Here is a 23,545-nt window from a genome sequence, read left to right as displayed (position 1 = left end):
CTTGAACTTGTGCCCATCTTAGGCATAATAGCGGCGCCCTTCTCACGCAAAAATGGCGCAACACCTCGCAAAAAGGACATTCAGTGCACACCCCGACCCGGCAATACCTGGACGCGATTGACCGAGCCACCACCGATGTCAGTTGCAAGCCCAACGATTATCCGGCCAATACCTTCATTGAACGCCACCGCCACAACAAGCACCAGCTGGTCTATGCGGTGCAAGGGGTGCTGTGCGTGCATTCCAGCCATGGCCAGTGGATCGTGCCGCCCAACCGGGCGATCTGGATGCCGGCCGGCGTCGATCACTGGATCCGCTGCATCGGCACGACCTTGATGCGCAGCGTCTATATCCATCCGCAAGCGGCGGCCCCCCTGGCGTTGCCGGTACCGGCATTCGGCCAGCCACGCGCCGTGGCGGTCACGCCGCTGTTGCGCGAACTGATCGTGGCGGCGATGCAGGTGCCGCAACCCTACCAGCGCGATTCGCGCGATGGCCGCTTGATGGCCCTGCTGGTGGATGAACTGGAAGCGCTGCCGACTTTGCCGCTGCACTTGCCGCAACCGCGCGACCCGCGCCTGCGGGCCATTTGCGACACCTTGCGGGAACAGCCGGACAGCCCCGACACCTTGCGCGACTGGGCCGGGCGCCTGGCGATCGACGTGAAAACCATCCAGCGCCTGTTTTCAAAGGAAACCGGCATGACGTTCGGCCAATGGCGCCAGCAAACCCGCTTGCTGGGCGCACTGGAACGGCTGGCGCAGGGACACAAGGTGGTCGATGTGGCGCTGGAATTGGGCTACGACAGCCCGAGCGCTTTTGCCACCATGTTCAAGCGGCAGTTTGGGCAGACGCCGAGCGGGTTCTTTGCGTGATGCGGAGCCATTCATACCGAAGGCAGCGGTGCATGTTGCTGAACGGTTCGATGTGGACACGGTGACCGATTACCGGCGCGGCAAGCTGATCGCGGAAATGCATATCCTGCCGTCCGCGTCCCGCTAACGCCGCGCACGGCGGCCAACTGGACCCCGCTTAGCGGCGCGCGCCCTGGTATATCAAGCCGCTGTCGTTCAGGCCAAACCTGAATTTTTTATTCATCTCAATGATCTCCGCGCCGGCCAGCAGCGCCGGGCCGTAGCCATGGGCCGCCTTCACGCTGGTCGGGCGGTAAGCGTAAAACGCGGAATCAAACGCCATGCCGGTGCCGACGCAAATGCCTTCGATCTGGCCTTCGGCGGTCACCTTGCTGGCAACCGCGTTCCACGCCAGGTTGACCATCGGGCCGTACATCGGCGCATCCACATAGCCCCGGTTGACGGCGCGCGCGATGGCGTAGGTGTAGATCGCAGTGGCGGACGTTTCCTGATACGTGTCCGGGCGGTCCAGCAACTGGTGCCAAAAACCGTCGCGGCTCTGGTACGCGGCCAGGCCCTTGATGTGGGAGCGCAACTGCGCCAGCACCGCGTTGTACAGCTTGTGATTTTTCGGCAGCACTTCCAGGATCTCGACCATGGACATCACGGCCCAGCCATTGGCGCGTGCCCAGTGCAATTCGGGGTGGTCGCGCGCCCCCTCCACGTAACCGTGCATATAAATGCCCAAGCGGGGATTGAACATCCGCCTGGAGAATTGCAGGACTTGCCTGGCCGCGTCGTCGAAATGCTGGCGTTCACCCGTGACCGCGCCCAGGTAAGCGATGGTCGGCACGCCCATGAACATATCGTCCAGCCACAGTGTATCGGCCAGCGGCCGCATTTTCACGCCACCCTGTCCATCCGGACCACCACGCGCCAGAGTGCCGTCCTTTAGGCGGTACTCCTTCTTCGCGACGAAATTGCCGCAAATGCCGATCATCCGGGCATAGTCAACCATCGATCCGGCCAGCTTGGCCTTCATGAAACTGTGGCACAGCGCGCCCGCGTCATCGAGCGCGTGGGGATTCAGGAAACTCTTGTGCGGCGCCAGCGCATGCTTCGGATCCGCCTGGACGGCGGGATGGTAGGTTTCGGTCAGCCGCGACAGCAACTGATGGCGCGTCAGCGTGTAATCGGTGTAGCGCTGGTCGCCGGTGGCGGCGCCCACGGCCAGCATGCCCATGTAAGTGATACCCCACTCGTAGCTGGTGATGCGGAAGTCGCCCGGCTTGAACACGGCGTCGGGATCGGGTTTGGTCAGATCCGTGACCGGGGCGCCGCTGGTCTTGTTGATCAGCTCAGCGGGCGTGGTCCGGTCGAGGTAGCCAAACACGCGGTCCAGCACCGCCTTCACTTCCGCCGCCTCCATCGTGCGGTAAGGTGTCGGATACGCCACCTGCAAGGTGTGCAGCAAGGCATCGGCTGCCGCCGGTCCTTTTTCCTGCGCCACCGGCGCGTCCTGCGCCGACACCGGCAGCGTCAGCGGGAACACCCCCGCGACCAGCATCCCGGTCAGGCAACGGCGCAGCTTCAAGGCATTCATCAAGTGCATCTCCTTCGTTTGGTTTGAACATTGGTAATACGGGTGAAACGCGGCGCCACCATCCCGCGTGGCGCCGCCTTCAGCAACCTAAAGGGCGGACGGCCTACGGCGGCGCCAATACAGGCTACCAAGCAGGCCGACCAGCACCAGGCTGGCGGTGCCCGGTTCAGGCACTTCGGCAACGGGGGCAATCTGGAACGACAACAGCGGAGAGCCGTTCAATTGTTCCGGGCTGAAGAAGGAAAAATCGCTCGACCAGTCGTAGAGCCGGTTACCGGTCTCCAGATCGGCCACAATATCAAGCGTCAGCGACGTGCCCAGGTCCAGCAAATTCAGGTAAAAACCCGCGTCGTAGGAATCGGGATCACCCGGCAGCGCATTGTTCACGAACACCCAGGACGCCCCCTCCGGCTTCTCTCCTGCCCATACCGTATTGATCGCGGTGGTCTGCGCGGCATCGGTCAGGGTACCGGTGATTTGCGTGATGGCCCCAGGTACAGCACGGTCGTAATAGAAACGGCCGGAGAAGGCGCCATCACGCCAGGTTTCATTCAAGCTGTACCAACCGATCGGCGCCGCGCCGGCTTGCAGGCACCAGCCCAGCAGGGCATATAACAACAGCATTTTCTTGTTCATTTTTTTGTCTTCCTTATTGGATGGACCAGCAACGTGCGCCGGCCGCACGCGTGGGGGCCGGCGACGCAGTCGTTATTGCACGGTCACTTCATCGATATTGGCCAAGGACTGGCCGGTGGATTCAAAGCGCAAGGTGTTGTCCCGGCCGCTGGCCAGGGCAACATTGGCTGTCATCGTTTTCCAGGTACCCCAGCCGCCCGTGATGTTAAAGACAATCGGCTGCGCCACGCCATTCACTTTCAGTACGCCGGCGCGCGGCGTCGGATTACCGTTGGCATAGCGGATAGTGATGGTTTTCGTCCCTCCGGTGCCGCCGTTGATGCCGTTGATCTGCGCACTGCCGCCGCTTGCGGGGAAGGTCAGGAATCCGGCGCCGCGGTAGCCGGTGCGGTCGGCCTTGACCGCCGTGCCCCCGCCCACATTGGCTGCCTCCGCCTGGATGACGCCATTCGCATCGGCATCCTGCAGAGAAGACAGCCGCATGCCGGAAGCCTCGAAGCGCAGGTAGTCGTACTGGGTGGTACCGGTCGGGCTGTTGCCGCCGACCTGGGTGAACGTGATGGTGTTCTTGCCCTGCTTGAGCAAGTTGACGGGAATCGCCACGCGCCTTTCCGCGAACGGGCCATGGTTGCCCAGCCGGACCGGCGCATGGTCGAGCAGCTGGGCGCTGTTGCTGAGCACCTGGGTGCCATTGACCTTGACCTGCAAGGTCGTGGCGGCGGAAGCAAAGGCCAGGTACAGCGATGCCACCGCGTCGGCGGCGGGCTGGTACGACAGCGAGAAATCCACGTTCCACGGCGCCTGGCCGAATTGCGCGTAATTCCAGTCGGTGCGCCAGTCGCTGGCGCCGACCGTGTAGGTCTGGCCGAGGGCGGCGTTGGCCAGGGATTGCGCGTAGGTGGCCCACTGCGAATAGTTGAAATCGCCGTTGCGGAACTCTTCGGAATTGCGGGTGGGGACGCCGATTTCCCACAGCGTGCCGGCGACCCGGGCCGGTGTCCACTGCACGTTGCCCAAATAGCGCGACTGGCCGGCCAGCACCTCGACATTGGCTTGCTTGAAGGTGCCGATATTCCTGCCGCCAAACGCCGTCAGGTTGTAGGTGCCGGGCAAGACATTGGGAATGCGGAACTGGCCGTTCGCGTCGGTCTTGACCCAGAATTGGTACGTCCTGCCCTGCAACTGGAAGTCGACGCCGCCATCGTCGGGCACCAGGCCGATCCACACCCCGCCCGCCGTGGCCCCTGGGTTGGCGGGGTCGTTCACCTGGAAATTGCCGGTGATTTCGCCGCGCCCCGCCGCCTGCACATAGTTGGGGTGGCTGAACCAGGCGTACGGCCAGACCGCGCGCTCGGCCAGTGCCTGCGCCTGGGCGTCACGCCACAGCGCCTCGGTCACCTGGGCGGTGGAGTCGGCCGCGGCCCCCTGGTAACTGTTGGCGTAGACCAGGTATGGGCCGAACGTCTTCTTGAACGGGACGCCCGCCTCCATGATCAATTGCGTGCCCTGGCTGTAGTGCGTGCCGTTGAACATGTTCAGCAGCACCGGGTTCATGTGCACGGTCAACTCGCGCTTCATCGGCCCGCCGTTGTAATACTCATGGCTGGGGACCGTCATCCAGATGCCGACCCGCTTGGCGGTGCTGCTCCAGCCCCACACGTTCAAGTCGCCCAGGTCGGCGCTGTACGAATACTTGCATTCGAACTCGCCGGCATGGATGCCCGTGGTGAGCCGGGTGACTTCCACCGGCGCGCCCGGCACGGCCACCGCCGCCGACATGTCGGCCACGGTCGGCATCTTGCGCTGCCGCAGTTCATCGACGCTGAGCCAGTCGAAAGTCGGATTGACGTAAATATTCGAGCGCCACTCGCCGACCGGGGTGCGCGGATACGAGGCGGGATGGTCCAGCATGGCCGTCACATAATAGCCCTGCGCGCCGCGTTTCAGGCTGTAGAAGATTTCCACGTCCATGGCGCCCTGCGCCGTGTTGCCCGACCACGGACTGCGGATCTTCACCTCCGCATACTCGCCATTGTTGGACTGCGGATTGACGGTCACGGTCGCGGTGGTGCCGGACGGCCCGCCGAAGCTCGGCGTGTTCCAGCTCCAGAAATTGCCGCCCCCGCCATGCCCGCCTTCGAACAGGTTGGTGCCCTGGTAGATGAACTTGCGGATGGATGCATCCGCCTTGTTGATGGTGATCGCCACGATGCCATTGTCGAGCACGATGGTCGTGCCCAGGTCCTGGTACGTCACATTCGGCCCGGTGCCGTCGCCGCCGCCCGGCACGTTGGCGAAACACGTGCTGGCCACCAGCGCGCACGTGGTGGCGAGGATTACGTCTTTGATTTTCATAGGTCTCCTGGATCTTGGTTTGCTTGCGTGGTATGAACAATCATGCGCAGGACGGATACCCTGCAATGATGTCGACGCGCGCCCTCGCACATTCCTATGAAGTGGCCCTGCCGGCCGGCGCAATGCGCAACAAGTTGATCAGATGGCGGCGGTGCGGCCGGATTGCGCGCCGCAAAGCGCCGCCATCGGTGAAGTCACTGCGGGGCCGCCGCCTCCGTCGTGGGATAGGCGGCGGCCAGCGCCTTCGCTTCGGCGGCCGTGATCGGCAGGATTGCGCCGTGCTTGGGCAGCGGGTTGGGGAATTTCACGGGCACCACTTCCCACTGCGGCTGATCGAGGCTGCGCGTGCGCAGCGCCACATAGCGCTTGTCCGGTACCCAGCGCTCTATCCACAGGTAGTGGTAGTCGCCGTGGACATCGCCCGGATTCGCCTTGAACGTCAGCGGCGCCTCGGTTTCCGGGACGCCCGCCCCCGCGCCAATGCACGCGCCGACCGTCTCCCACTGGCCGCGCGGCGCACGCAGGTGCTTTGAGCGTTCGTGCACGATGTCATGGCAATGGCCATGCGCCTTGTCGATCGACTTGGTGAAGCGGTGGTACCACTCTCCCACCTTGGCCACGGTGGAATCGATGCGCCATTCGCCCGCTTGCCAGACTTGCGCTTCGCTGAACGTCACAAAGTCCCGGGTGGTCGCGTACATCGGCGTGAACTCTTCGCTGTCGTCCAGTTTCGACGTCCAGAACACCACGTAGGCGCCAATCGACGCATCCCATGCCGCCTCCGGCGCATAGGTATTGCGCGCATTCGGCGGCGACACCAGCACGTCGCGCTGCGCCGACCAGTGCACCAGGTCATGCGACTCCCAGACCTGGATATACCGCTTGCGGTCCGGACCTTTGGGACCGCTGAACCACTTGAGGTCCGTGGCCATCAGGTAAAACGTGTCGCCCTCGGGCGAGCGCACGATGTACGGATCGCGCAGCCCCGTCATGCCGATGGCTGAACTGAAAACGGGCTTTCCATTGTTGAGTTCACGCCAGTCCAGCGCGTTGTTGCCGTTCGAGGTGCTGAAATAGATCTTCTCGTCCGAAAAGGTGAAATGCACGAACAGGTAAGCCTCGTCCGCGCCCCTGGTGGTTGCCTTGACCACACGGACCGGAATGTCCCGCACGGCGCTCGCCCCGCCCTTGCGCAGCGTGGCGCGCAACCTGGCCGTGGCGTCGCGGTGCCGAGGCCGGACCACCACGCCCGTCGCGCTCACCAGCGTGGCATCGCTGGACGTCCAGGTCACACTCGCGCCGCCCGCCGTCGCGGGCAAGGCCAGGTTGCCATACGCCGCGTCTGCGTTCACGACCACCAATTCCGCCGCGGCTCGCCGCACCGCGTCCCTGTCCTGGGCCGGCGTCGCCGCCGCCCCCGGCATGAGCGGCAACCAGCACAGCGCGACCGCCAGCACCATCCTCCCCATGCCGGCCCGCCTGGCGATCATGGCTGCTTCCTTCCTGTTCATGTTTCTTGTCCTTCCTGAATAGTTACAAGATGGAACAACGGGCAAGCCCTGCTGTTCCGTGATTACTCCACCAGCTCGACGCCATAGCCGCCCAGTTGGAGTTTGCCGTCCAGGCTGTCGCCCGACAGCCTCCCCCGCTTCGCGCCCTGCAGCGGGATGTCCACGGCATTGCGGCTGGTATTGACATAGAGCGTGCGGCCATCCACAGCACGGGCATAGACGCCGTCCGGCGTGACCGGGCCGCGCGCGATGCCGAGCTCCCGATATAGCTGGCGATACAGCGGCTGCAGCACCGACGGCTGGGCGTGGGTCGCGACATAGATTGCCCGCCCCTTGCCATAGCGGTTCGACGTGACCGCGGGCGGCGCGCCCTCGACATTCGTGAAGCGCGCCAGCACCTCGGCGGTGCCCGGCTCCAGCACTTCATAGAAGTGCGTGCCGGTCTTGAAGGGCACGCCATCGATGGCGCCGGTCAGCGGCGCCGGATGGGTATAGAACTCGCGTGTGCTCATCCCGAACACGTCGCTGAGCCGGCCCGGCAAGTCGCTGCCGTGCCACTGGTTGGTGCCGTCCACCTTGTCGGAGAGCGCCGTCATGACCACCGTGCCGCCGCCGCTGACGTACCGGCGCACGGCATCGGTGGCCGCCTGGTCCATCAGGTATTCACCGGCAATGACCAGCAGCTTGTAACGGCTCAAATCCTCATGCGCGATGTTGATGACGGCCACGTCGAGGTTGTCGTTGTACAGCGGCGCGAAGGCGTTGTGCTTGTGGTCGCGGTACGGCGTGGTGTAGTACTTGTTGAGCCGCACGCCCTCGGACTGGCGGCTGGCCGCCTGCCGCGACTCCCAGGAATACGACATGGCAATCTCGGGCTGGACCGCGCGCGGGAAGCCCAGCTGTTGCAGGGCACTGAATTCCTTCGAGATCGCGCCCCATTCCGCCAGCTTCCACGATGGCTTGTCGTTATGGTCAAGCAGCCCGAAGATGATCTGTTCCTCGCCGCCCAGGTGGCTGTTGAAGGTCCAGGCCAGCATGGCCTGCCCGCCGTTCAGCAAGCCGAAATACGTCAGCATGCGCGAACGGCCCTTTTCGCCATAAAAGCCGAAATTCCCGGCCTGGAATTCGTTGAACCAGACCGGCGACGTCATCGCCCCCTTCATCATCATGGTCTCAAAGGCGCCCGCGATCGCGTTGCCGGCGTAGTAGCCAAACGCGCCGTGGGTGGCGTACTGGCGGTACGACGACAGGTAGTCGAAGCCGCGGCGCGCCGCGTCGCTGAACAGGTTGGAGATCGCCGGCTTGTCCGGCGCGTGCCGTTTGCGGATGGCTTCGAGGTCCTGCAGCACGCCGATCGTGGTATCGGACCAGAAGCGCCGCAAGTCCAGGTAGCGCTCGTTGGGCCCGACCCCTGCAATGCTGGGCAGGCGGACCTGGTCCCAGTCCGTGATCGTGCGCGACCAGCGCTGCGCCGCCCATGCCTTGTTCAGCGCGGGCAGGCCGCCGTAGCGGGCTTTCAGCCAGCCGATGAAGCGCTGGCGCACCGGTTCGGAAAACGACATATAGCCATTGCCGATTTCATTGTTGTAGCCGATGGCAATCACGGCGGGATGGTTGCCATAGCGTTCCGTGACTTTTTCAGCAAATCGATGCAGCAAGCGGCGGTAGTCCGGGTCCGAGATATCGTCCATGTAGCGCTCCGCCGGATACTGCTTGCTGCCGTCCTCCCGTACCAGCGTTACGCCCGGATACTGCTGGTGCAGCCACTGCGGCGCGGGGGACCCGCCGATGTCGAACAGCACCTTGATGCCGGCCGCGTGCATCTGGGCCATGACCGCATCAAAGGCCGCGAAACTGAATTGGCCTTCCCGTGGCTCGAAGTAATCCCACGATAGGTCGCCCAGGCGCACGACCGTCAGCCCCGCCTGTTTCATGTAGGCGATGTCGAGCTTGATCTGCGCCGGCGAACGGTCGACCGGCTGGTAGCAGGCGCCGACATACAGTTGCCCCCGCCCCGCCCAATCCGCCCTGCTTTTCGCCTCCTGGGCAAGGAGTTGCGGCGCGCCGAGCAGCGCCACCGACAGCAGCGCCGCCTTCGCGATCGTTGTAGCGTGTTGTTTCATGCTTTTTCCCTGATAAATGTGGCAGCGGCGCATGCAAGACTTGCCCGCACGCGCCGCTGGTCAGCCCTGAATTGCTGCTTACTTGGCCTTGTCGTTCCCCGCCTTCAGCAATGGGGTAAAGATTTTTGGCGCCGGCGGTGTCTTCATCCCGTGTCCCAGGAAGAAGCTCGGATAAGGCGGCTGGTTATACGCCGTGTTTTGCCAAGCGATGGCGACCCGGTATTGCGCGTCATGCATCAGGGTGGGCAGGCGGCGTTCAGTCGGATATGGCGTGGTATAGATGCGCAAGAATTTTTCATCCGGCGTGTGCCAGATGACTTCCTCGCGCCAGTCGCCAAACAAGTCGGCCGACAGCACCGGGACATTTTTCGATCCCGTGGTGTGCACCGCACCCGTAGCCTCCAGCAAGGTGTGCGATTTCCCTGCAAGCCAGTCCCATTTGGTGATGCGGTTCTTGTCGAACATTTCACGCAAGTCGTCGCCATCCCACCACACGAAGAAGCTCAGCTCGCGCGGATGCTTGACGCCTTCAATCGGCTTGCCTTGCGCGGTGTACAGCACGTCATTGTTGGATGCCCAGGCTTCGGCGCCAGGGAAGCGCGGGTCGATGTCGGCAGCGACGCCGCGCCCGGTGTCTTTGTCGGCCGGGGTGCTCCACAGGACCTTGCCGGTGCGCGCGTCGAGCATGGCGGCGCCGATCCCGCCGTTATGCCTGACTTCCTCATGGGCGCCGAATTTTTCAAGGCCGGGACGGGTCGGATCGAGGTCGCTGACGGCCATGGCGTCGCCATGTTTCAGGCCCGCGCTCCACAAGCCCTTGCCGTTGTCATCGATGGTCATCGAACCGTAGATGATTTCATCCTTGCCGTCGCCATCGACGTCTGCCACGCTGAGCTGGTGGTTGCCCTGGCCACCAAAGGCTTCGTTGCCCGGCGCGGCGCTGTCAAAGGTCCAGCGTTTGGTCAGCTTGCCATCGCGCCAATCCCAGGCCGCCACCGCCGTACGGCCATAATAGCCGCGTGCCATGATAATACTGGGGCGCTGCCCGTCCACGTAGGCGGTGCCCGCCAGGAAGCGGTCGGCGCGGTTGCCGTAACGGTCGCCCCAGGTTTCCATCAACTGGTCGGCGGTCGGCGCGTCGGTGCGCGGATCGCGCTGCGGCCAGTACGGTTCGCTGGCCAGCGCCCTGCCGGTCAGACCATCGAACACGGTCAGGAATTCGGGCCCTTTCAAGATCCGCCCCTGCAGCGGCGCGCTCAGGCTGCCGTCCGATTTGACTTCGCCGCCGGTGCGGTCGGTGGACGGCACTTCGCCGCCGGTCTCGCGCCAATCGGCGTTCGGATCGCCAAGCACCTGGCCGGTGCCGTCGATGGTGCCGTCGCTGGTGCGCACGGCCAGTTCCGCGCGGCCGTCGCCGTCATAATCGTAGACCTGGAACTGAGTATAGTGGGCGCCGGCACGAATATTGCGGCCCAGGTTGATGCGCCACAGGCGCTTGCCTTCGAGCGTATAGGCGTCCAGATAGACCGGGCCGGTATAGCCGTGGAAGGCGTTGTCCCTGGCATTGTCGCCATGGCTGATGCGCTCCTTGGCAGGATCTTTTTGCGACGGGTCCCATTTCAGGATGATTTCATACTGGCCATCACCGTCCAGGTCACCGACGCTGGCTTCGTGGGCGGTATAGAAATACGCCTCGCCCGATGGCGTCACCCCGGGTTCCGGCTGCTGGATCGGAATACTTAGATAGCCGTCGCTCCACACGCCCACCGGTTTGCTGGAGGCGACCACCTTGCCGTTGGCGCGGGTCTTGATCACATACGTCGACCGCGGCGTGCCGGTCTTGTCCACCAGATTGGTGGCGCCGCCGATCGGGCGCGTATTGATCTTCGTGCCATCGCGGTACACATCGAAATCCGTCTTCGGCGCATCGGACGCCAGCAGACGCCAGTTCACCAGGATGCCGCCATCCTTGGCCGGCACCGCCACCGCTCCACGGTCCAGGTTTTCCAGCCAACGCGGTGCCGCCGTGGCGCTGTGCCCCGCCAGCAATGCCACTGCCGCGGCGCCCAGGAGCACGCCCTGGCGCAGGTTGCTCCCACGAATTGCAATCTTCATTTCCTATCCTTCATTGTTGATGTCCCCGCAGCGGCGGGTAGTTGCCAGGCAATTTACTTGTACCGATACACCTTGATTTTCTGGATACCGAACTTGTTCGGCGGCAGGCGCAGGTAGCGGCCCTGGCCACTCTCATCGCCATTGAGCCAACGCCCGCCGACCCAGCGGCCATTGACGAATTCGCCGTCGACGATCTGCTCGATGCCGACCCGGTAGCCGGCATGGGCAGCACCGGCGGCATCGGCGAAGCGGATAATCACGCCCCGGCCGGCCGCGATGAATTCGTCCTTGCCGGTCTGGATCACCAGGCCACCGTGGGCGGCGATATCCTGCGTCTCTTTCGGCGTGCGGGAATCCACCATGGACACCGTCAGTGTGTAGCCGCCAAGGTCGAAGGTACGCGGCGTCTCGTCCGGCTTGCCTTCATAGCTGAGCGGGGCCTTGAAGCCGCGCATGGTGCCCTTGCCCTGGTTGGCCAGCACCAGCGGCGCCATCTGGTGCAAGACCCGGTAGGCATCCGTCAACGGATCGGTCGCCGGATTGGGTAACAGTTCAATCGCGAACGGGCCGAAGCCGATGCCTTCCAGCTCGCCCAGGGTATAAAACGCGTTGGCGCCGGCATCGGACTTGCCGGCCTGGTTCGCTTCGGGGACGAAGACCGGATTATCGGGGCGCTTGAACTGGTCGGCCCAGTACACATAGTTGGGGAAATACGCATCCAGGCCAATCATGTCGATATCCGGGCCGCCGGCTTTCCAGATGTCAAACAGGTGCGGCAGCGGCCCGGCGCTGGGATATTCACCCGGTTTCTGGCCGGGGCTGTTCAGGGCCACGTTGACGAACATCGGCAAGTCGTAAGCCGCCTTGCCAGCCTTGGTCAGTGCATTGGCGAAGACCGTGAAGCCCCAGGCCTGGAAAATTTCCTGGGCCGCGATGCCATCGCCAAACACCTCCGTCCAGGTGCCGGCGCTCCTGCTGCCATTGGCCGCCCAGGCGTCGCGCACGTAGGGATGCAACCCGGCGGTGTTTTTACGCAGATAGCCGGTCAGGGCCGCAGGCACCGCACCTTTGAAGGCGGCCTGCGCCTGCGGACTGTAATCGCGCACAACCGGCAACATGCCGATCTCGTTTTCAACCTGCACCATCACCACCGTGTGCCTCTTGTCGAACTGTTTCAGGTGCGCCATCAGAGCGCCGAACACGCGCTGGTCGGCCTTCAAGGTATCCGGATCATAGGGACTCAAGATATCCTGCGGCACACCTTTATCGTCCTGGGCCTTGGCATAGGTCTTGTAGTCATGCTTGATATACGGCGGCGCATAAGACGACATCGAGTTCTTCCAGGCCCCAAACCACAACAGCACCAGCTTGACGTTGTTGGCCTCGGCCTGGCGGATCAACCCGTCCAGCGGGGCGAAGTCGTACACGCCTTCGCGCGGTTCGATCTGGTCCCATTCAACCGGCGCGAGCACCGTATTGACGCCGATGGTTTTCAAGGTGGCCCAGTGACTGTCCAGGTATTTCAGGTCGGATGCCGTGGAGTTACCGAGTTCACCGCCCAGTATCAGCAAGGGCTTGCCGTCAACGATCAATTGGGTGGCGGTCCCCTGCTTTTTCAGGTGCGGCGATTCCTGGGCGGCAGCGCCCAGCGACAGCGACGTTGCCAAGCCCAGTGCGGTCACGATGGCAGTCCAGCGTATGCGAGTCATAAATTTGGTTCCAGCTTTGCCAAAAAAACCCGCGTACTCGCGTACGCGGGGAAGGGAGAAGAGCCGAAATAACGGCCCTCGATGAAAACGTTAAAACTTGTAGCTCACGCCGGCGTAATAGCGGCGGCCATTCCAAGTCAGGTCGTTCTTGCGCTCCGGCGACCCGGCCGTGGTTTGGGAGACTTCATCCGTCAGGTTCTTCACTTCAACCGAGAACGTCAGGTTCGGCGTGATGCGGTACTGGACCTTCGCGTCGAGGTAGCCGGTGGCTTCCATGAAGACCGGGTTGCCGGTGTTGATGTCGTTGCCGCCGGTGTAGTACGGATCGCGGTAGTTATAGGCCAGGCGCGCATTGATCTTGTCCTTGTCGTACCAGATCGAAAAGTTATAGGCGGTCTTCGACATGCCCGGGAAGGACAGCACGCTGCCATCGAGCGTATTGAGGATTTCCGCCCCGGCCGCATATTTGAAGTTCATCCGCGTGTAATTGGCGTCCACGCCAAAGCCGCTGAGGAAGCCCGGCAGGAACGTGAAGGCGGTGCGCGCCGCCAATTCAATGCCCTTGGTGGTGGCGCCTTCATAATTGACCGTGGTGGTCACGTCCCACAGCTTGCCGTCGCCAAACAAGTCCTTGCGCACCACCACGTTGGGCATGATGGAGGTCTGGATATCCTTGCGGAAGTACGCCAGGCTCAGTTGGGTATCGCGGTTCGGATACCACTCGACCGACAAATCCTTGTTGGCTGCGCGGTACGGTTTCAAGTCCGGATTGCCCGCGGAGCAGTCATCGGTGCCATCGCCGCCGAACTGGGTCTTGCCGGAACCTTCCAGGCAATTAATGGCGGGCGCCAGCCGGTTGATGGCGGGACGCGACATGACCTTGCCGTAACCGGCGCGCACCGCCAGTTGGTCCGGGACCAGCCAGGTCGCCGCATTAAAGCTCGGCAGCAGGTCGTGGTACTTGTTTTCCTTGGAAACGATGCTGTTGGCGATCACGCGGTCGTCGAATGTGGCACTGCCGGCCGAGCGCTCCACACGGCGGCGGTATTGCTGCAAGCCGGTCGATACGGTACGGGTGCCGGTGTAGCGCAGGCCGATGTTGCCGTCGATGTCATAGCCAAACAGTTCCTGTTCGAAGTCCAGACGCAGATAAGCCGAACGGATTCGTTCCTGGGTGTCGTAGGCCGGCACTTGCGGATAAATGTTGCCGTCGCGGCCCAGCGCTTGGCGCACTTCGTCATGATTGAAGCGCGAGGTGTCAAAGTACGTCGCACCGCTCTGGTAATCCGGCGCCATCCAGTTGGCCGGATAGCCGCCGATACCGGAACCGCCGAGGAAATTCGGCGACCGGGCCTGGATGGCGTTGACCAGCTGCTGCATTTGCTGCGGGCCGACCCAGATTTCCGAGTTATTGCTGTTGATGAAGCTTTGGGTGGTCGCGGGGCGCTGGGTCGTGCCCGGGGGGGAGCCGACATACAGCGGGTCCCAGTTCCATACCTGGGTCACGTTGGCGGTCTTGACGTCCAGGTCGTCCGCCGTGCTGGCCAGGTTGCTGCCGTTATTGATCAAGTAGCCGCCGCCGTTGTATTGGAACTGGCGCGTCTTGCGGCCCTGGCCACCAAACCAGATTTTCTTGATGAACGGGATATCGGGGCGGTAGCGCAAATCGAGCTTGACCTGGTCTTCCATGCTTTCCGATTCCGTCGGGCGATAACTGAATTCCGCGCGGGTGTACGACGTTGCGCTGTCCGGGCTGGAGGCGGCCGGGAATTCGAAATGCGGGCGGCCGTCTGCGTCCAGCTTGACCTTCAGGCTCGGCGCATTCATCGTCAGTCCCAGGAAATTGGTATCGTTTTCATAGGCCGCCTTGCTCTTGGCGAACAGGCCCTCCACATCCCAGGCCCCTTTGCGCCAATTAAAGCCGCCGGAGCGGTAGTCGGAATCGACCTTTTGCTGGAAGTCGCGAGTCGACGTGGTGAAGGCGCCATAGCCACCCTGCCCGGCCACGGCAACACAGTTGCCGACCACATATTCCGTTACATGGTGATTGGTCACCACCATGCCGGCCGGGGTGGCGGTGGCGCTGACCGGCGTGCAGCTGCCGGCTGCGGCCACCGTGCCGTTGGCGTTATAGCGCGGCAGCGTGCCAGCGCCCGACAGGCGGTTCGCATCGGTCAGGTCGGTGCCATACGTGAGGTCGACAAAACGCGCCTCCTGTTTGTTACGCTGGTAACTGCCAAAGACATTCAATTCGTTGCTGACCTTGTATTGCGCGGTGAATTCGCCGGACGTGCGTTTATTGTCGCGCGTTCCCAGCCCATAGCGCGGCACCGACGGCGAATAATCAAACCATTGACGATCGCAGGCGGTACGGTCGGCGCCGGCCAGTGCCGCGCAACCGGCCTTGGTGCCGACGGCGGCGGCGGCGGGATTGGTCGAGGGCGCGGTTTTTTCCGGCGAAAAGTCCCAGTCACGGATGAAGCGCCAACCGGTGTTGCGCACCGCGTCGCCTTGCGTGTACGCCTTGTCGGTGGTCAGATTGGCCATCAGGCCCAAGTCGCCGTTCAGGAAACGGTCGGCCACCAGCAAGCTGGCGCGCGGCTGCACGCCGCCACGCAAGGTGGCCTGCTGGCCGGACAGGTTGCCCACCACCGTGAGCTTCTTGAAGTCCAGCGGCTTGTTGGTCTTGACGCTGACCGTGCCGCCAATGCCGCCCTCGGTCAGGTCGGCGGTGATGCCTTTGTAGACATCGATCGATTTGATCAGTTCGGCCGGCAATTCGCGCAGTTCGGCGCCCCGGCCGGCAGTGTTGTTGGTGCTCAGTACGCTCAGGCCGTTGATCTCGACCCGGTTCAAGTCGGGTTCCACGCCCCGGATCGCAATCTGGCTACCTTCGCCGAAATCACGCGACAGTTGCACGCCGGTGATGCGCGACAGCGCCTCGCCGACGTTTTTGTCCGGGAACTGGCCGATGTCTTCGGCCACGATCGAATCGGTCACGGTCGCGGCGCCCTTCTTGCGCTCGATCGCCGACATGACCGACTGGCGGGTACCCGATACCACCACCACCTGGGCCGCGCCCTCTTTGGCTTCCGATTTGGCCGGCGCCTGCTGCGCCAGCACCGTGCTGTTGCCCAGCATCGCCACCACCGCGGCAACCGCTGCGGCGCAACGTTTACGCTGGAACACGACGGTCTGGCTTACATACTTATCCATGCTACTGGTCTCCTGATTGTTATGTCTGCTGGTGCTAAAAAAAGATAAAAGCATCCCCTGGCGCCCGGACAAACCGGGTACCGATGCCAACGACGGGATGTGGCTAAGCGCGCGCCGCTAGCGGCAGGACATGGCCGGTGCGGGACTGTGGCGAAGTGGGGGGAACGTCATGCGGGTCTCCTGGTTTTCAATCCTGGTCTTCTTATAATTTCTGACGCGCTCCAACGGCATTTCCTATGGGATTGCGTGAAAAAATTTGAATCGCTCAACAATGTGAGCGGATCCGGCCAGGAGGCATCCGCTTAATGCCGATAGCCGAGCGTCAGGAAGTAGCGGCGGCCGCTCCACGAGTATTCCACGGGGCGGGTACGCGCGCCGGCCGTGGTCAGTGTGCTTTCATCGGTGAGGTTCTTTGCTTCCAGCGAGACCGACCAATGCTTGTCGATCCGGAATTGCAGCTTGGCGTCGAGGAAACCGTAGGATTCGACAAACAAGGGATTGCCAGTATTGGCGTCATTCGAGCCGGTGTAAAAACCGGCCCGGCGGCTGTAGGCCAGGCGCGCGTTGACCGGTCCCTTGTCATACCACAGCGCCATGTTGTAGGCGGTGCGGGACATGCCTGGAAACGGCAACTGGCTGCCATCGAGTGGATTGACCAGCTCCGTGCCAGGCGCATAGTCATACCCCATGCGCGTGAAACTGCCATCCACGCCAAAGCCGCTCCATGCGCCCGGCAGGAAGGTCAGCGCGGTGCGTCCCGCCAACTCCAGCCCCGTGGTGGTGGCGCCCGGGCCATTGACGGCGGTGGCCACATCGAACAGCATGCCGTCGCCGAGCAAGTCCTTGCGCACCACCGCGTTGCCCTGGATCGCCGACGCGATATCCTTGCGGAAGTACGCCAGGCTCAATTGGCTGTCGCGGCGGGGATACCATTCCAGCGACAGATCCTTGTTCGCTGCGCGGTAAGGCTTCAGGTCCGGGTTGCCGCCATTGCAATCATCGACGCCGTCGCCACCAAATTGCGGTTTGCCGCTATCGATGACGCAGGCAAAATTGGGATTGAGCCGGTCCAGGCTCGGGCGCGCCATGACCTTGCCATATCCGGTGCGGAGCACAAGCTGCCCGTCGAGCAGCCACAGGGCCGCATTCAGGCTCGGAAGATAGTCAGCGTAACGGCTGTCTTTCACGACGATCGCATTGCTCACCAGGCGGTCATCAAACAAGGGGCTACCGGGGGTGCGTTCAATCCGCTGCAGCACCCTGTAGCGGCCGGTTGAGCGGGTGCGGGTGCCGGCATAGCGCAGGCCGACGTTGCCATCGACTGAAAAACCCGGCCACTCATGGTCGAAGTCCAGGCGCAGGTAGGCGGCGCGAACCCGTTCCTCCACCTGGTACGACGGGATTTGCGGGTAGACATTGCCATCCCTGCCGAGCGCCTGGCGCACCAGGTCATGGTTGAAGGTTGCGGTATTAAAAAAAGGCGTCGTGGCGGCGTAATCCGGCGTCACCCACGTCGACGGAAATCCGCCCAGTCCGGCCCCCGTTAAAAACGCCGGTGTCGGCGTGCTGATCGCACGCACCAGTTGCCGCATTTGCGCGGACGATACCCAGAGTTCCCTGCTATTGGCGTCGATGAAGGGCAAGGCCGTGGGCGGCCGCAGTGCCGTCCCGGGATTCAGCGGATCGTAGTTCCACGTATAGCGCGTGGTGGACGATTGCACGTCGAGGTCGTCGGCGGTGCTGGTCAGGTTGCCACCCGCGTTCAGCACGTAGCCACCGTCCGCATAACGTACCGATCCGTATTGGCGGCCTTGCACGCCAAAGGCGATTTTCTTCATCAGCGGCAGGCCGGTCCGATAGCGCAAATCCAGCTTCATCTGGTCTTCGAACGTGTCGAGCTCCGACGGCAGGTATGCCAGTTGCGCCTGCGTATAGGCAGCCGGGTTATCGGGACGCGCGGCCAACGGGAAGGTGAAGTGCGGGAAGCCATGCCTGTCCAGCGTGACCTTCAGGCCGGGTGCATTCATGGTCAGGCCGACAAAGTTGTTGTCCGCGCGATAGCCGGCGTTGGACCTGACCAGCATGCCCTCGGCTTCCCAGTTGCCGTGGCGCCAGTTGGCGCCGGCGGAACGGTAATAGGCATCGGCACGCTGCGCGGAGTCGCGCGCCGAGATGGTGAAAGCGTTATAGCCGCCCCGCCCCGCCACCGCGACGCAGTTACCCACCACGTACTCGGTCACGTGATGATTGGTGACCACCACGCCGGCCGGCGTACTGGCGCCATCGACCGCTTGACAGGCGCCACCGGAGGGAACACCGCTGGCGCTATACGACGGCAGCACATCGGCATTGGCCAGGCGGTCCACGGTGGTGAGATCGGTCTGGAAGTTATGGTCGACGACACGAGTGTTTTGCCGGAACCGCTGAAAGGACGCGTACGCGGTCAGACCAGGCTGGAACTGGTATTGGGCCGTGAATTCGCCCGTCATGCGTTGATGGTCGCGCCGCCACAGCCCATAGCGCGGCACGCTGGGGCTGTAGTCATACCATTGGCGCTCGCAGTCACTGCGGCTGGTCCCGCTCAACGTGCCGCAACCGCTGCGCTCCATCACAGCCGCAGCGGCCGGGTTGAGCGAAGGGACGGTTTTCTCGGGAGACAAATCCCAGTCACGCAGAAAACGCCAGCCGGTATTGCGCACGCGGTCCGCCTGGGTCAGCACCTTGTCGTAGACCAGGTTGACCATCAGACCCAGCTTGTCGTCCAGCAGGCGATCGGCAATCAGGAAATTGGCGCGTGGCTGAACACCACCGCGCAGTGAATTTTGTTCCGCCGCGCTGGTGGCCGCAATGGTGAATTGTTTGAAATCCAGGGGCCGGTTGGTCCGGATTTTCACGGTGCCGCCGATCCCGCCCTCGGTGGTGTCGGCGGTCACCCCCTTGATGACATCGATCGCCTTGATCAGTTCCGACGGCAGTTCGCGCAATTCCGGCGCGCGGCTGCCCGCTTCCACCGTGGACAGCACCGTCATGCCATTGATCTCAATCCGGTTCAAGTCCGGCTGCACGCCACGGATGGAAATCTGGTTGCCTTCGCCAAACTCATGCGACAGCTGGACGCCGGTAACGCGCGACATGGCCTCGGCAATATTCTTGTCGGGGAACTGCCCTATGTCCTCGGCGAAGATGGCATCGGTGATGGTACTGGCCAGCCGCTTGCTATGAATGGCGGAAATCATCGACTGGCGGGTGCCGGAAATCACGACGACGGCTTCCTGCGGCGGGTTCGCAGCGGCGTTTGCGGCATCCGGCTTGGGCGCCTCGTTACGCCTGGGAGGCGCAATGGCCCGGGGCGAAATAAACACCCCGCCACTCTCGCTGACCTTGCTGGCCAGGCCGGTGCCCGCCAGCAGCCGCTCCAGCGCTTCGGCCACATGGAACGTGCCACGCACTTCGCGGGTGGCGATTCCGGTCAGGTGTTCGCTCGATACCAGGACATTGATGCCGGCCTGCCGCGCGAATTCAGCGATGGCGCCCGCTGCCGCTCCCGCCGCGATGTTGAACGGCTTGCGCACTTCCTGCGCATGTATCTGGTGCGGCGCCGCCACCGCTCCCACACTCACCACGATTGCAGCGACGCTTCTGCAATGATGACTGTTCATCGGGCGTCTCCCCTGCCTGGAAAGGCTTATTATCCGGGACTATCGCCTGTCCCTGTGATCAACCGCTTCAGATTTTAGCGTTGTTCCCCCGGTTCACGCCAATCAGGATGCGGTCGGCGGTAATCACGATCGGCACACCCAGGTACGCGCCGACGTCCTTGGCGAATAATTCCGGCGCATCGATCGGATACTGGCCGACGAACGACTTGCCGCCCAGTTGCGGGTCGACGATCACGATCTTGCGCGGGCTGTAGCGATTGAAGTCCGCCACCGCGTCCGCCAAGGTCTGGTTCACGAAGATCACTTTACCCTCCCTCCAGGCCAGTCTGCGCTCGATTTCCTGCGGTTGCCTGACGACGGTGATCTGCGCGGCCTGGTTAGGCACGAACGCCATCTCGCCGGCGGCCAGCAAGACTTTCCGGGCCACGGCTTCCCTGCTCCACACTTCCACCGTGCCCTCGGTCACCATCACCTCGGACCCATTGCCAAAACGCCGCACGCCGAACGCCGTTCCCACCGCCCGCGCCTGCACGTCACCCGCCGTCACCACAAACGGTTTCGACTTGTCCTTGGCGACTTCGAACCAGGCCTCGCCCTGGCGCAGCGTGATATCGCGCCCGGTACGGCTCAGCCGGACATCCAGGCCGCTGCCGCTGTTGATACTGGCGATGCTATGGTCGGCCAGTTGCACCTTGCGGAACTGGCCGACCGCCGTGGTCACCGCGAACTCTTCGGGCTGCATATAAAAAATGCCAGTGGTTGCCAGCACCGCCACACCCGCCGCCATCGCGCCAAACCGGAGGAAATTCCGGCGCGAACTGGCCTGATTCCAGGATGCGCCCGACCACTCCACTTGCAGCCGCTCACGGCCTGGCCGTAAGTTTTCCTGCACCGCAGCGCGCGACAATGTCTGGTCGATGGCGGCGGCACGCGCATAGGCGCCCTTATGCCGGATATCGGCGGCAAACCAGGCCTGGAAAGCCTGGCGCTCCGCGTCGCCCAGCGTTCCCTGCGTGTTTCGCACCAGCCAGTGCATGGCTTCTTGATCAATCGTTGACATGTTTTCTCTTGCCTGCGCGTTTGTGAGTCTTCACGTGCCCGGGGCCATTGTCCGACCCCACGCGCGCAACCATATCCGAAATCAGGCCCATCCCTTTAATCGTTTCCTGCTCAACAATACCTTCAGTGATCCCCAAGGTTTCCGCCGTTTCCCGCTGCGACAGCCCGTAGATCCGGCGCGCCCGGAACACTTCCTTGCAGCGGTCCGGCAGGTTGGCAATCAGTCCGATCACCCATTTGAGTTCGGAGCGGGCCAGTGCGACACGTTCAGGCGTTGGCGAATAATCTTCCACATCCAGTTCATCCAGGTTCGCCATGGCCTCGATATTGACGATGGATTCCCGCCTGAACCGGTCGATCACCAGGTTCTTTGCCATTTGCACCAGAAAAGCCCTCGGTTCGCGCACATGGTCGACGCTGTCGAGCATCAGCACCTTGTAATAACACTCCTGGATGACATCATCGATTTCGGAGTGATTGCTACAGACGCGACGAAGCACCTGCCGCAATTCGGCCTCAAACGGCACAAAATTTGTTGCCATCCAATCAATTATTTCTGGGTCCATGACCTGGCTTTCGCTTACTCTCTACTGATTTGACGGGCCGGAAAGCGATTTCCTATGGTTGAACGGGAATATTTTTCACTTGCGATTCCGCTGGCTATTGCGTGACCTTCAACCCCGTCCGAACCGACACCACATTGCCCGACACCTTGTCCTTGACCTCGGCCCAGAGCCGGTAATCGCCAAGGGGATCGGTCTGGTCAAAACTCATCCTGATAGAGACAGTCCCAAGCTGGACCCGGCCGGGCGCCATCGGTTGGAGCTGCCATACCGCGCCGCCGCTGGCCGGAACTTTTTTGCCATCAGGCCCTTCCAGCTCAAATTCCGATACCAGGTCGCACACGCCCGCCGCATTGGCCACGCAGCCGCCAAAGATCAACAGCGCGGCAACCTCCCCACCCTGGCGCACCGTCTGCGTCACGCTCAATTTCGGCGTGGTCGGTTGACTCCACGCTTGCCGGAACGCGTTTTCGTCGGCCGTGAGGACCAGTTGCACCGCGAGCCCGTTCGAATTCCCCCTGTTTTCCGGGCCGGCAACCGTGCTGCCGCCATCGGCCCACGCGCTGGAGAAGGTCAACGGCAACAATGCCGCCAGTAAGGTCAAAACGCGTTTCATCGATCATGACTCCATTAAAAGCCTGACAAGATTGCAGGCGCCCCGGCATGATAAAACAATGCAATAAAAAAAGGCCGGTCCTTTACAGGAACCGGCCCCGGTATTCCAGCAGCGTGAAGCTTACTTGCCCAACTTTACTTGCCCAACTCGCTCATCGGCACCTTGTACGTCTCCTTCGCCGACGCCACGGAAATCGCCGACACGATACTGGTCGCCGTGACAAACGCCGCCACCGGCATCCAGCCCATCGGGCCTGGCTGCAGGATCGCCGCGCTGATGGTCGGGGCAAAGCCGCCCAGGGCGAAGCCGATCTGGGTCCCGATCGCCATGCCGGACAAGCGCACCCGGGTCGAGAACATTTCACCGTACATGGCCGGCCACACACCGTTGGCGGCGCTGTACACCACGCCCGACAACGCAATGCCGAACACGAAAATCAGTGCGACCTGGCCATGGGCGATCGACCACATGTAGGGCCACGCCAGCACGGCGGAACCCAGCGCGCCAAAGATGAAGACCGGTTTGCGGCCGATGCGGTCGGCCAGCGACGCCCACAGCGGGATCGCGCCCAGCGCCACCGCGTTGGCCAGGATCAGCACCGTCAGCATGGTCGAGCGCGGCAGTTGCATGGTATTGACCGCATACGACAAGGTGAACACGCTGAAGATCGTGCTGACCACCGACACCAGCGCGGCAAAGATCACGCGCAGCAGGTTGGCCTTGTGGTCGGCAATCAATTCCACCAGCGGCATCCGTTCATTCTTTTGCGGCGCTTCCTCCTCGAAGGCCGGGGTTTCCGGCAAGGTGCGGCGCACCCACATGCCCACCGCCACCACCACCGCGCTCAGCAGGAACGGAATGCGCCAGCCCCACGACAGCAAGTCTTCTTCCGGCAGCGACGACAGCGGCAGGAACACCAGCGTCGCCAGGATCAGGCCGGCCTGGGTACCGCTCAGGGTAAAGCTGGTAAAGAAGGCGCGGCGGTGTGGCGGCGCGTGTTCCAGGGTCATGGAATTGGCGCCGGCCTGTTCACCGGCCGCCGACACGCCTTGCAGCATGCGCAGCACCACCAGCAACACCGGCGCGGCCATGCCGATCTGGCCATAGGTCGGCAGCAGGCCGACACAGAAGGTCGATACGCCCATCAGCAGCAAGGTAAAGGTCAGCACTTTCTTGCGGCCATACTTGTCGCCGATGTGCCCCAGCATGACGGCGCCCAGCGGACGGGTGATGTAGGCCACGCCAAAAGTGGCAAACGCCGCCACCGCCGCCACGGCGGGATCGAACGACGGGAAAAAGATTTTGCCAAAGACCAGGGCGGCGGCCGTGCCATAGATGAAGAAGTCGTAGTATTCGACCGCGCTGCCGATCCAGCTGGCAAAGGCCGCCTTGCGTGGCGAACTCTTATGTTTTACAGCCGGTTCGGCGGCGGATTCCGCCTGGTCTGGTGCTGTGCGCATGGCATCCCGCTGGCGTAACGTGGTGGTGGTGTTCATGTCTTCCTCCATATTATCTATCAATGTGTG

At 62.8% G+C, this 23,545-nt stretch carries 14 protein-coding genes; 1 reads left to right on the top strand and 13 read right to left on the bottom strand.

The features are described 5' to 3' along the window. Window positions 1–83: 83 nt before the first annotated feature. Window positions 84–875 carry an AraC family transcriptional regulator gene (locus tag AC1RRC_RS04900; RefSeq protein ID WP_493054142.1) on the top strand — a complete coding sequence of 264 codons (792 nt, stop codon included), beginning with the start codon at window positions 84–86 and terminating at the stop codon, window positions 873–875. 157 nt (window positions 876–1,032) lie between these two features. Here AC1RRC_RS04900 and AC1RRC_RS04895 read toward each other — a convergent pair whose 3' ends face one another. The 13 genes from AC1RRC_RS04895 to AC1RRC_RS04835 all read right to left on the bottom strand — a co-directional run bounded on the left by AC1RRC_RS04895 (window position 1,033) and on the right by AC1RRC_RS04835 (window position 23,515). Further along, entirely contained in the window at window positions 1,033–2,457 is a 1,425-nt protein-coding gene (locus AC1RRC_RS04895) for a glycoside hydrolase family 88/105 protein (RefSeq protein ID WP_493054141.1), read from the bottom strand. An 87-nt stretch (window positions 2,458–2,544) separates the two neighbouring features. Next, entirely contained in the window at window positions 2,545–3,093 is a 549-nt protein-coding gene (locus tag AC1RRC_RS04890; RefSeq protein ID WP_493054140.1) for a PEP-CTERM sorting domain-containing protein, read from the bottom strand. 72 nt (window positions 3,094–3,165) lie between these two features. Then, the gene (locus AC1RRC_RS04885) at window positions 3,166–5,448 is read right to left on the bottom strand and encodes a polysaccharide lyase family protein (RefSeq protein ID WP_493054139.1); all 2,283 of its coding nucleotides are present in this window, start codon (window positions 5,446–5,448) and stop codon (window positions 3,166–3,168) included. A 194-nt stretch (window positions 5,449–5,642) separates the two neighbouring features. After that, window positions 5,643–6,959 carry an immunoglobulin-like domain-containing protein gene (locus AC1RRC_RS04880; RefSeq protein ID WP_493054138.1) on the bottom strand — a complete coding sequence of 439 codons (1,317 nt, stop codon included), beginning with the start codon at window positions 6,957–6,959 and terminating at the stop codon, window positions 5,643–5,645. A gap of 62 nt (window positions 6,960–7,021) precedes the next feature. Next, window positions 7,022–9,082 (bottom strand): beta-galactosidase, encoded by a 2,061-nt coding sequence (locus AC1RRC_RS04875; RefSeq protein WP_493054137.1) that lies wholly within the window; start codon window positions 9,080–9,082, stop codon window positions 7,022–7,024. Window positions 9,083–9,160: 78 nt separating this feature from the next. Next, window positions 9,161–11,197: a rhamnogalacturonan lyase gene (locus AC1RRC_RS04870; RefSeq protein ID WP_493054136.1), complete on the bottom strand. Its 2,037-nt coding sequence runs from the start codon at window positions 11,195–11,197 to the stop codon at window positions 9,161–9,163. A gap of 53 nt (window positions 11,198–11,250) precedes the next feature. Next, window positions 11,251–12,906 carry a GH35 family beta-galactosidase gene (locus tag AC1RRC_RS04865; protein WP_493054135.1) on the bottom strand — a complete coding sequence of 552 codons (1,656 nt, stop codon included), beginning with the start codon at window positions 12,904–12,906 and terminating at the stop codon, window positions 11,251–11,253. A 90-nt stretch (window positions 12,907–12,996) separates the two neighbouring features. Then, the gene (locus AC1RRC_RS04860; protein WP_493054134.1) at window positions 12,997–16,122 is read right to left on the bottom strand and encodes a TonB-dependent receptor; all 3,126 of its coding nucleotides are present in this window, start codon (window positions 16,120–16,122) and stop codon (window positions 12,997–12,999) included. Window positions 16,123–16,424: 302 nt separating this feature from the next. Next, a complete protein-coding gene (locus AC1RRC_RS04855; protein ID WP_493054133.1) occupies window positions 16,425–19,781 on the bottom strand; it encodes a TonB-dependent receptor in 3,357 nt (1,118 codons plus the stop codon). Between the two features lie 67 nt (window positions 19,782–19,848). Next, window positions 19,849–20,841: a FecR family protein gene (locus tag AC1RRC_RS04850; protein WP_493054132.1), complete on the bottom strand. Its 993-nt coding sequence runs from the start codon at window positions 20,839–20,841 to the stop codon at window positions 19,849–19,851. Next, window positions 20,828–21,406 carry an RNA polymerase sigma factor gene (locus AC1RRC_RS04845; protein ID WP_493054131.1) on the bottom strand — a complete coding sequence of 193 codons (579 nt, stop codon included), beginning with the start codon at window positions 21,404–21,406 and terminating at the stop codon, window positions 20,828–20,830. The genes AC1RRC_RS04850 and AC1RRC_RS04845 overlap by 14 nt, the downstream gene beginning before the upstream one ends. 94 nt (window positions 21,407–21,500) lie before the next feature. Beyond that, on the bottom strand, window positions 21,501–22,019 hold the full coding sequence (locus AC1RRC_RS04840) for a hypothetical protein (RefSeq protein WP_493054130.1): 519 nt from the start codon (window positions 22,017–22,019) through the stop codon (window positions 21,501–21,503). Between the two features lie 134 nt (window positions 22,020–22,153). Beyond that, complete coding sequence (locus AC1RRC_RS04835) at window positions 22,154–23,515, bottom strand: MFS transporter (RefSeq protein ID WP_493054129.1); 1,362 nt, start codon at window positions 23,513–23,515, stop codon at window positions 22,154–22,156. Window positions 23,516–23,545 lie beyond the last annotated feature (30 nt).

This window comes from Pseudoduganella sp. GW821-FHT12E03 (genome assembly GCF_058807115.1).
The sequence above is the reverse complement of the archived record's forward strand: the minus strand, read 5'-3'. Positions and strand labels throughout refer to the sequence as shown.